This is a genomic window from Mesorhizobium sp. M5C.F.Ca.IN.020.32.2.1 (assembly GCF_004023105.1).
Taxonomy (GTDB): domain Bacteria; phylum Pseudomonadota; class Alphaproteobacteria; order Rhizobiales; family Rhizobiaceae; genus Mesorhizobium; species Mesorhizobium wenxiniae.
In genome coordinates this window covers 1-8,751 of sequence record NZ_RZSX01000184.1, presented here as the reverse complement: position 1 = coordinate 8,751, position 8,751 = coordinate 1, and the positions used below count along the sequence as shown (strand labels likewise).

Sequence of the window (8,751 nt, the reverse complement as noted above, 5' to 3'; positions counted from 1 at the left end):
GGCAAGGGGCCGCTGATTCTCGAAATGCAGACCTACCGCTATCGCGGCCACTCGATGTCCGATCCGGCAAAGTACCGCTCCAAGGAAGAAGTGCAGAAGATGCGCTCGGAGCGTGACCCGATCGAGCAGGTCAAGGCGCGCCTGCTCGACAAGAAGTGGGCTGATGAGGACGAGCTCAAGGCCGTCGACAAGGAGGTCCGCGACATTGTCGCCGACGCCGCCGAATTTGCCCAGAACGACGCAGAGCCGGATCCGTCCGAGCTCTGGACCGACATCGTATTGTAACGAGAGGGCAAGGACATGCCGATCGAAATTCTCATGCCCGCACTCTCGCCGACCATGGAAGAGGGCAATGTTTCCAAATGGTTGAAGAACGAGGGCGACAAGGTCGCCGCCGGTGACGTCATTGCCGAGATCGAAACCGACAAGGCGACGATGGAAGTCGAAGCGGTCGACGAAGGCACGCTCGGCAAGATCCTGGTCGCCGAGGGCACCGAAGGCGTGAAGGTCAACACGCCGATAGCGGTGCTGCTGCAGGACGGCGAGAGCGCCGCCGATATCGGCAAGGATGCCAAGGCTGCACCGGCTTCCACCCAGGATGCGATTTCAGACGGCGGGCAGCGCACCGACGCAGCCGAGGAAGGCTCGAAGTCCGCGCCGCAGGATGCCGGCGAGGCGCCGAAGGCGTCCGTTCCCGCTGCCCCCGCCATGAAGGCCGCCGCCGATCCTGACATCCCGGCCGGCACAGCAATGGTCTCGACCACTGTGCGCGAGGCGTTGCGTGACGCGATGGCCGAGGAGATGCGTCGAGACGGCGACGTCTTCGTGATGGGCGAGGAGGTCGCCGAGTACCAGGGCGCTTACAAGATCACGCAAGGGCTACTGCAGGAATTCGGGCCGAGGCGCGTCGTCGACACGCCGATCACCGAGCACGGTTTTGCCGGCGTCGGCGTCGGCGCGGCGATGGCCGGCCTGAAACCGATCGTCGAGTTCATGACCTTCAACTTCGCTATGCAGGCGATCGACCAAATCATCAATTCCGCCGCCAAGACGCTCTATATGTCCGGCGGCCAGATGGGCGCGCCCATCGTCTTCCGCGGGCCGAACGGCGCGGCCGCCCGTGTCGCCGCCCAGCATTCGCAGTGCTATGCCGCCTGGTACAGCCACATTCCCGGCCTGAAAGTGGTGATGCCTTACACCGCCGCCGACGCCAAGGGGTTGCTGAAGGCCGCGATCCGCGACGCGAACCCGGTCATCTTCCTCGAGAACGAGATCCTTTACGGCCAGTCCTTCGACGTGCCGAAGATGGACGATTTCGTGCTGCCGATCGGCAAGGCGCGCATCCACAAGTCAGGCAAGGATGTCACCATCGTCTCTTTCGGCATCGGCATGACCTACACGGTGAAGGCCGAGGCCGAATTGCGCGGCATGGGCGTCGATGCCGAGATCATCGACCTCAGGACCATCCGCCCCCTCGATTTCGACACCATCATCGCCTCGGTCAGGAAGACCAATCGGCTGGTGGTGGTGGAGGAAGGATTCCCGCAGAGCTCGGTCGGCGACCATATCGCCAGCCAGGTGTCGCAGCGCGCCTTCGATTTCCTCGATGCGCCGGTCATCACCATTGCCGGCAAGGACGTGCCGATGCCCTACGCGGCAAACCTCGAAAAGCTGGCATTGCCCAATGTCGCGGAAGTCATCGAGGCGGTGAAAGCCGTGACGTACCGGGGTTAACGAGATGTCGCGCGAACTAGAAGTTCCCGCGGTGGTCGTCGAGAATAGCGAATTCGATGAAATACTCCGCGTCTGGATTGGTTCGGACGCGGTCGTCACGATGCAAGACCTCTTTGGACCAAACGCTCACAACTGGGGCATGGTGCTCGCTGATGTCGGCATGCACATAGCCAGGATGAGACTGGAACAAGATGGCATCCCTGAAATCGAGACGCTTCAGGCATTGGAAGAAGGCTATCGAGGCAGAATGTCGGAGCAGTTCAATATCCAGCACCGTTCGCTAACCGGGCGGAACTGAGGAGGAAAAATGCCGATCAACATCACCATGCCGGCCCTGTCGCCCACGATGGAAGAAGGCAATCTTGCCAAGTGGCTGGTCAAGGAGGGCGACAAGGTTTCGCCGGGCGATGTGATCGCCGAGATCGAGACCGACAAGGCGACGATGGAAGTCGAAGCCGTCGATGAGGGCACGGTGACCAAGCTGGTGGTTCCGGCCGGCACCGAAGGCGTCAAGGTCAATGCGCTGATCGCCGTGCTCGCGGCCGAGGGCGAGGATGCGGCGGCTGCCGCCAAAAGCGGTGACGGCGCTGCCGCTCCGGCAATAGCCGAGGCACCAAAAACAGAAGCCCCCAAAACTGAAGCACCAAAGGCGGAAACCCCAAAGCCGGAAGCGCCGAAACCTGCGGCCGCACCGGCGCCCCAGGCGGCTCCGATTGCCAATGGTCATGCAAGCGGCGAACGTGTCTTTGCCTCGCCGCTTGCCCGTCGCATCGCCCGGGAAGCCGGTGTCGATGTCTCCGCGGTGAGCGGCTCCGGTCCGCATGGCCGCGTGGTCAAGGCCGATGTCGATGCAGCGATTTCCGGTGGCGGCGCCAAGGCGGCACCAGCCGCGAAAGCCGCACCTGCCGGCGCTCCGGCTCCGGCTGTCGCGCTAAAGCCAATGTCGGACGACCAGGTGCTAAAACTGTTTGCCGAAGGCTCCTACGAGCTTGTCCCGCATGACAATATGCGCAAGACCATTGCGCGCCGGCTGGTCGAGGCCACGACCACCATCCCGCATTTCTACCTGACGCTCGACTGCGAGCTCGACACGCTTCTGGCGCTGCGCACGCAGATCAACGCGGCCGCCCCGATGAAGAAGACCGACAAGGGGGAGGCGCCGGCCTACAAGCTGTCGGTCAACGACATGCTCATCAAAGCGATGGCAATGGCGCTGATGGCGGTGCCGGATGCCAATGCGTCATGGACCGAGAGCGCAATGGTCAAGCACAAGCATGCCGATGTCGGTGTCGCCGTGTCGATCCCTGGCGGGCTGATCACGCCGATCATCCGGCGCGCCGATGAAAAGACGCTGTCGGTCATCTCCAACGAGATGAAGGATCTCGCCAGCCGTGCCCGCAGCCGCAAGCTGAAACCGGAGGAATACCAGGGCGGCACCACGGCGGTGTCCAATCTCGGCATGTTCGGCATCAAGGACTTTGCCGCCGTCATCAACCCGCCGCATGCGACGATCCTGGCGGTCGGCGCCGGCGAGGAGCGCGCGGTGGTCAGGAACGGTGAGATCAGAATAGCGACCATCATGTCGGTGACACTGTCGACCGATCACCGCGCCGTCGACGGCGCGCTCGGCGCCGAACTGCTCGTCGCCTTCAAGCGCATGATCGAAAATCCGATGGGCATGCTGGTCTAGAAGGAAGAAGGCGGTGCGGAAATTCTTCACCAGCCTTGTTGCCTTCAGCCCTTCCGGCGTCGCAACGATCATGTGCAATGGCTGTTGGTGCGCTGGCGGGTGAGGCGCGCGCGGGCAGATTTCAGCAGGAGGGGGGCAAACGCATGAAAACAGTCCTTTGCTACGGCGACTCGCTGACCTGGGGCTATGATGCAGCAAGTCTGGATCGCCACCCGCTCAAGGACCGCTGGCCGAGTGTGCTGCAGGCGACGTTGGGAGGCGATATCCAGGTCATTGCCGAAGGCTTGAACGGCCGCACAACGGCTTTCGACGACCATCTGGCCGGCGCCGACCGTAACGGCGCTAGAGTGCTGCCGACGGTGCTGATGACACATGCGCCGCTCGACCTGATCGTCATCATGCTCGGCTCCAACGACATGAAGCCGTGGATCCACGGCAATCCGGTGGCGGCCAAGCAAGGCATCCAGCGCCTGATCGATATCGTGCGCGGCCACGACTACCCGTTCGACTGGCCGGCGCCGCAGATCCTGCTCGTCGCGCCGCCCGCGGTCAGCCGTACCGACAACGCTGAGTTCAAGGAAATGTTCGCCGGCGGCGACGAAGCTTCGAAGCGGCTGGCGCCGCAATATTCCGCCCTTGCCGACGAGGCCGGCTGCGGCTTTTTCGATGCCGGCACGGTGGCCGAGACCACGCCGCTCGACGGCGTCCATCTTGATGCGGAAAACACGCGCAACATTGGCGAGGCGCTGGCACCGCTGGTGCGCGTGATGTTAGCGACATGATAGTCGATGCAAGTCTGATCATGGCCTCTGGTTGGCTGTGCATTGGCAAGGCCGTCGAGTCGGCTTCTTGCAGGTTACGCATTTCTGGGGCTCTGGGTATCCGACTCTCTTTCGATACTGATGCACGAGCCAGCTTTCGCGCCTCCAATACTGAGGTACGAGCCAATTTCGATCCCGAAGCCTTCTTTCGGGGAAGCCTCGCTTCAATAAGGACCACAAAATGGCTGAGAACTACGACGTCATCATCATCGGCTCCGGCCCCGGCGGCTACGTCACGGCGGTGCGTTCCGCCCAACTCGGCTTCAAGACGGCGATCGTCGAGCGTGAGCATCTCGGCGGCATCTGCCTCAACTGGGGCTGCATCCCGACCAAGGCGCTGCTGCGTTCGGCCGAGATCATGCACTATTCCGATCATCTGAAGGACTACGGCTTGAAGATCGACGGCAAGCTCAGCGTCGATACCGCTGCCGTGGTCGACCGCTCGCGAAAGGTCTCGCTGCGGCTCAACGGCGGCGTCGCCTTCCTGATGAAGAAGAATAAGGTCGACGTCATCTGGGGCGAAGCCAAGCTCTCCAAGGCGGCTTCCGGCGATAAACCGGGCGAGATCGTCGTGTCGAACTCGTCGAAGAAGCCGATGGAGCCCCAGCCGCCGGCGCCCAAGGGCGTCAAGGGTGAGGGCACTTATACCGCCAAGCACATAATCCTGGCGACCGGCGCCAGGCCGCGGGCGCTGCCCGGCATCGAGCCCGACGGCAAGCTGATCTGGACCTATTTCGAAGCGATGGTCCCGAAGGAGATGCCTAAATCGCTGCTGGTGATGGGTTCGGGCGCAATCGGCATCGAGTTCGCCTCATTCTACCGCACCATGGGCGCGGAGGTGACTGTGGTCGAGTTGTTGCCGGCGGTAATGCCGGTCGAGGACGCCGAGGTCTCGAAATTCGCGCAAAAGCAGTTCGAGAAGCAAGGCATGAAGATCATCCTCGAGGCCAAGGTGACCAAGGTCGAGAAGGGTGCGAACTCGGTCACCGCGCATGTCGAGATGAAGGACGGCAAGGTTGAGAAGATCACCGCCGACCGGATGATCTCGGCCGTCGGTGTGCAGGGCAATATCGAGAATCTCGGCCTCGAAGCGCTCGGCGTGAAGACCGAACGCGGCTGCGTCGTCGTCGACGGCTACGGCAACACCAATGTGCCCGGAATCTATGCCATCGGCGACGTTGCCGGCCCGCCTATGCTCGCCCACAAGGCCGAACATGAAGGCGTGGTGTGCGTGGAGAAGATCGCCAATTTCCCCGGCGTGCATGCCACTGACAAGCTGAAGATTCCGGGCTGCACCTATTGCAACCCGCAGGTTGCCTCCGTCGGCTTGACCGAAGCGAAAGCGAAGGCCGAGGGCAAGGACATCCGCGTCGGCCGCTTTCAATTCGCCGCCAACGGCAAAGCCATCGCGCTCGGCGAAGACCAGGGTTTCGTCAAGACCATCTTCGACAAGAAGACCGGCCAGTTGCTCGGTGCGCATATGGTCGGCGCCGAAGTGACCGAGCTGATCCAGGGTTTTGTCGTGGCGATGAACCTGGAGACCACCGAGGAAGAACTGATGCACACCATCTTCCCGCATCCGACGCTGTCGGAGATGATGAAGGAAAGCGTCCTCGACGCCTATGGCCGCGCGCTGAACGCGTGATAAATTGACCGCGTGAGACTCGACACGTGAAAGCCAAGGAACTCAACGGTAAGGTAATTCGTTTCCGGATGCATTCATCACACAAGGAGAGGGCATATGGACGTGAATGGCGTGGGCTGGATCGCAGCCATCATCATCGGCGGTTTGGCAGGGTGGCTTGCCGAGATGTTCATGAAAAGCAACATGGGCATCTTGATGAACATCATTCTTGGCATCGTCGGCGCGATCGTGCTGAATGCCATCCTGCAGGCGCTCAACATCGGCGCCTTCGGGGCTGGCTGGATCGCTTATCTGATCACCGGTTTCATCGGCGCCTGCCTGCTGATCTGGGTAGGGCGCATGGTGCGCCGTTAGCTGCTGAACTCTTGCCATGCGAAAACGGCTGTGGCGGCATGCGCCGCCGCGGCCTTTTTCTTTGCAGCGAAAAGTCCTAGATGACTTGTGAAAGCGACCGCCGGAAGGCAATCGCGAATGAACTGGATTTCTGATGGTCACCGTCCTCGACACGATCGCCAATGCGCCGCGCCTGAGGCATCCTGAAAAGGCGCACAAGCCTGACCAGGATGTGCTGCGCAAGCCCGACTGGATCCGCGTCAAGGCGCCGATGTCAAAAGGCTATGCCGAGACGCGCGAAATCGTGAAGTCGCACAGACTGGTGACGGTGTGCGAAGAGGCCGGTTGCCCCAATATCGGTGAGTGCTGGGAAAAGAAGCACGCCACCTTCATGATCATGGGTGAGATCTGCACGCGCGCCTGTGCTTTCTGCAACGTCGCCACCGGCATTCCGACAGCGCTCGATCCCGGTGAACCGGCGCGCATCGCCCATGCGGTCAAGCAAATGGGTCTGAGCCATGTCGTAATCACCTCAGTCGACCGCGACGATCTCGCCGATGGCGGAGCTCAGCACTTTGCCGAGGTCATCCGCGCCATCAGGGCGGCAACGCCTTCGACGACGATCGAAATCCTGACGCCCGACTTCCTGCGCAAGGAAGGTGCGCTGGAGATCGTGGTGGCGGCGAAGCCGGACGTGTTCAACCACAATCTGGAGACCGTACCGTCGAACTATCTGACGGTCCGGCCCGGCGCCCGCTATTTTCATTCGATTAGGCTCCTGCAGCGGGTCAAGGAACTCGACCCGTCGATCTTCACCAAATCCGGCATCATGGTTGGCCTCGGCGAGGAGCGGAACGAGATACTGCAGTTGATGGATGATCTGCGTTCGGCCAATGTCGACTTCATGACCATCGGCCAGTATCTGCAGCCGTCGAAGAAACACCACCCTGTGATCCGTTTCGTCACGCCGGAGGAATTCAAGTCCTTCGAGACGATCGGCAAGACCAAGGGCTTCCTGCTGGTGGCATCGAGCCCGCTAACGCGTTCGTCACATCACGCCGGCGACGATTTCGCCAAGCTGCGCGCGGCACGGGAAGCGTTTCTCAGGAAGTCCGCCTAACACACTGGTGTCATGCCACAATTCGAAGCCCACCGCCGCGTTGCGCATACGCCGGAACAGATGTTCGCTCTGGTCGCCGATGTCGAATCCTATCCGCAATTCCTGCCGCTTTGCGAGGCGCTGACGGTTCGCTCGCGCAAGGAACGCGACGGACGCACCCTGCTCGTCGCCGACATGAGCATCGGCTACAAGGCGATCCGCGAGACTTTCACCACGCAGGTGCTGCTAAAACCTGGCGAGAAGGCCATCGACGTCAAATACATCGACGGTCCATTCAAATATCTGAGCAACGCCTGGCGTTTCGAGCCGGCCGACGGCGGTTGCAATGTCTGCTTCTTCATCGACTACGAATTCAAGAGCCGTATTCTGGGTGCGGTGATGGGAGCGATGTTCGATCGCGCCTTCCGCATGTTTTCCGAGGCGTTCGAGAAGCGCGCCGACGTCATCTATGGCGCAACGCCGGCAGCCTGATCCGCAGCGAGTGCGCGCAAGCCCAGTTCAAGCGCATGCCTGACCGTCTCCCGGCGGATGAAATTGCGGCCTTTGTCGGCGAACAACTGACATTCGCTGACGACCGGCCGGCCAGTCAAGGCGATACCGAACCAGACGAGGCCGACGGGCTTTTCCGCCGAGCCGCCGCCCGGACCGGCAATGCCGGTAACGGCAAGGGTGAGTCCGGCGCCCGAATGCGCCAACGCGCCGGCCGCCATCTCGACTGCGGTTTCCCGCGAGACCGCGCCGTGCGTCTCAAGCGTGGCGGCGGAAACGCCGAGCATCTCAGTCTTGGCCTGGTTGGAATAGGTGATGAAACCCCGGTCGACCACCGTGGAAGAGCCGGCGATGTCGGTAAGGGCGGCGATGATCATGCCGCCTGTGCAGCTTTCGGCCGTCGCCAGCATGATGCCACGCTGTCGGCAGGCCTGAAGCAGGGCATCTGCGAGATCGCTGTTGCTCATTCGGGGACATCCCCCGGAAACACGACGCTGGCGGTCGCGATAGCCGCTATGCCTTCCTCGCGTCCGACAAAGCCGAGCTTTTCGTTGGTTGTTGCCTTGATAGAGATACGGTCCCGGGAAATTGCCAGCATTTCCGAAAGGGTTTCGGTCATTGCTTCGCGATGTGGGCCGACCCGGGGCGCCTCGCAGATCAGCGTGATGTCGGCATTGGCGATGCGCCCGCCACGCGCACGCACCAGTCTTGCCGCATGTTCGACGAAGATCCGCGAGGCCACGCCTTTCCACTGCGGATCCGACGGCGGGAAATGCGTGCCGATGTCGCCGGCGCCGCAGGTGGCGAGCAGCGCGTCGGTCAAGGCGTGCAGGCCGACATCGGCGTCCGAATGGCCGGCCAGTTTCTTGTCGTGCGGGATGGAGACGCCGCACAGGACGACATGGTCACCGGGCTCGAA

Annotated in this window: 11 protein-coding genes; 9 read left to right on the top strand and 2 right to left on the bottom strand. The window is 62.0% G+C overall.

What is annotated here, in order from left to right; all coding sequences use genetic code 11:
• The 9 genes from EOA86_RS11945 to EOA86_RS11905 form a co-directional block, all read left to right on the top strand.
• Positions 1–285, top strand: a 285-nt coding sequence (locus EOA86_RS11945; RefSeq protein WP_245497233.1) for a thiamine pyrophosphate-dependent enzyme, incomplete at its 5' end; no start/stop codon positions are given.
• Between the two features lie 15 nt (positions 286–300).
• Positions 301–1,734, top strand: coding sequence for a pyruvate dehydrogenase complex E1 component subunit beta (locus tag EOA86_RS11940; RefSeq protein WP_128341816.1), 1,434 nt, complete (start codon positions 301–303; stop codon positions 1,732–1,734).
• 4 nt (positions 1,735–1,738) lie between these two features.
• Positions 1,739–2,032, top strand: a complete 294-nt coding sequence (locus EOA86_RS11935; RefSeq protein ID WP_036262673.1) for a DUF5076 domain-containing protein — start codon at positions 1,739–1,741, stop codon at positions 2,030–2,032.
• A 9-nt stretch (positions 2,033–2,041) separates the two neighbouring features.
• Positions 2,042–3,424, top strand: a complete 1,383-nt coding sequence (locus EOA86_RS11930; RefSeq protein ID WP_128341815.1) for a pyruvate dehydrogenase complex dihydrolipoamide acetyltransferase — start codon at positions 2,042–2,044, stop codon at positions 3,422–3,424.
• A 143-nt stretch (positions 3,425–3,567) separates the two neighbouring features.
• Positions 3,568–4,206 (top strand): SGNH/GDSL hydrolase family protein, encoded by a 639-nt coding sequence (locus tag EOA86_RS11925; RefSeq protein ID WP_128341813.1) that lies wholly within the window; start codon positions 3,568–3,570, stop codon positions 4,204–4,206.
• Between the two features lie 220 nt (positions 4,207–4,426).
• Positions 4,427–5,890 carry a dihydrolipoyl dehydrogenase gene (gene lpdA / locus EOA86_RS11920; RefSeq protein ID WP_128341811.1) on the top strand — a complete coding sequence of 488 codons (1,464 nt, stop codon included), beginning with the start codon at positions 4,427–4,429 and terminating at the stop codon, positions 5,888–5,890.
• 96 nt (positions 5,891–5,986) lie between these two features.
• Positions 5,987–6,244 carry a GlsB/YeaQ/YmgE family stress response membrane protein gene (locus tag EOA86_RS11915; protein ID WP_029352334.1) on the top strand — a complete coding sequence of 86 codons (258 nt, stop codon included), beginning with the start codon at positions 5,987–5,989 and terminating at the stop codon, positions 6,242–6,244.
• Positions 6,245–6,377: 133 nt separating this feature from the next.
• The gene (gene lipA, locus EOA86_RS11910) at positions 6,378–7,343 is read left to right on the top strand and encodes a lipoyl synthase (protein ID WP_128341810.1); all 966 of its coding nucleotides are present in this window, start codon (positions 6,378–6,380) and stop codon (positions 7,341–7,343) included.
• Between the two features lie 12 nt (positions 7,344–7,355).
• On the top strand, positions 7,356–7,814 hold the full coding sequence (locus tag EOA86_RS11905; protein WP_095520613.1) for a type II toxin-antitoxin system RatA family toxin: 459 nt from the start codon (positions 7,356–7,358) through the stop codon (positions 7,812–7,814).
• Here the strand turns inward: EOA86_RS11905 and EOA86_RS11900 are convergent.
• Both EOA86_RS11900 and ispF read right to left on the bottom strand, forming a co-directional pair.
• Positions 7,790–8,299: a CinA family protein gene (locus tag EOA86_RS11900; protein WP_128341808.1), complete on the bottom strand. Its 510-nt coding sequence runs from the start codon at positions 8,297–8,299 to the stop codon at positions 7,790–7,792. The genes EOA86_RS11905 and EOA86_RS11900 overlap by 25 nt on opposite strands.
• On the bottom strand, positions 8,296–8,751 hold a 456-nt coding region (gene ispF / locus EOA86_RS11895), incomplete at its 5' end, for a 2-C-methyl-D-erythritol 2,4-cyclodiphosphate synthase (protein WP_128341806.1). The genes EOA86_RS11900 and ispF, both read right to left, overlap by 4 nt.

What these genes read in the sequence shown, in the direction of transcription:
- EOA86_RS11940 (WP_128341816.1), top strand. Translation starts at nt 301, where the DNA reads ATGCCGATCGAAATTCTCATGCCCGCACTCTCGCCGACCATGGAAGAG.
- EOA86_RS11935 (WP_036262673.1), top strand. Translation starts at nt 1,739, where the DNA reads ATGTCGCGCGAACTAGAAGTTCCCGCGGTGGTCGTCGAGAATAGCGAA.
- EOA86_RS11930 (WP_128341815.1), top strand. Translation starts at nt 2,042, where the DNA reads ATGCCGATCAACATCACCATGCCGGCCCTGTCGCCCACGATGGAAGAA.
- EOA86_RS11925 (WP_128341813.1), top strand. Translation starts at nt 3,568, where the DNA reads ATGAAAACAGTCCTTTGCTACGGCGACTCGCTGACCTGGGGCTATGAT.
- lpdA (WP_128341811.1), top strand. Translation starts at nt 4,427, where the DNA reads ATGGCTGAGAACTACGACGTCATCATCATCGGCTCCGGCCCCGGCGGC.
- EOA86_RS11915 (WP_029352334.1), top strand. Translation starts at nt 5,987, where the DNA reads ATGGACGTGAATGGCGTGGGCTGGATCGCAGCCATCATCATCGGCGGT.
- lipA (WP_128341810.1), top strand. Translation starts at nt 6,378, where the DNA reads ATGGTCACCGTCCTCGACACGATCGCCAATGCGCCGCGCCTGAGGCAT.
- EOA86_RS11905 (WP_095520613.1), top strand. Translation starts at nt 7,356, where the DNA reads ATGCCACAATTCGAAGCCCACCGCCGCGTTGCGCATACGCCGGAACAG.
- EOA86_RS11900 (WP_128341808.1), bottom strand. Translation starts at nt 8,299, where the DNA reads ATGAGCAACAGCGATCTCGCAGATGCCCTGCTTCAGGCCTGCCGACAG.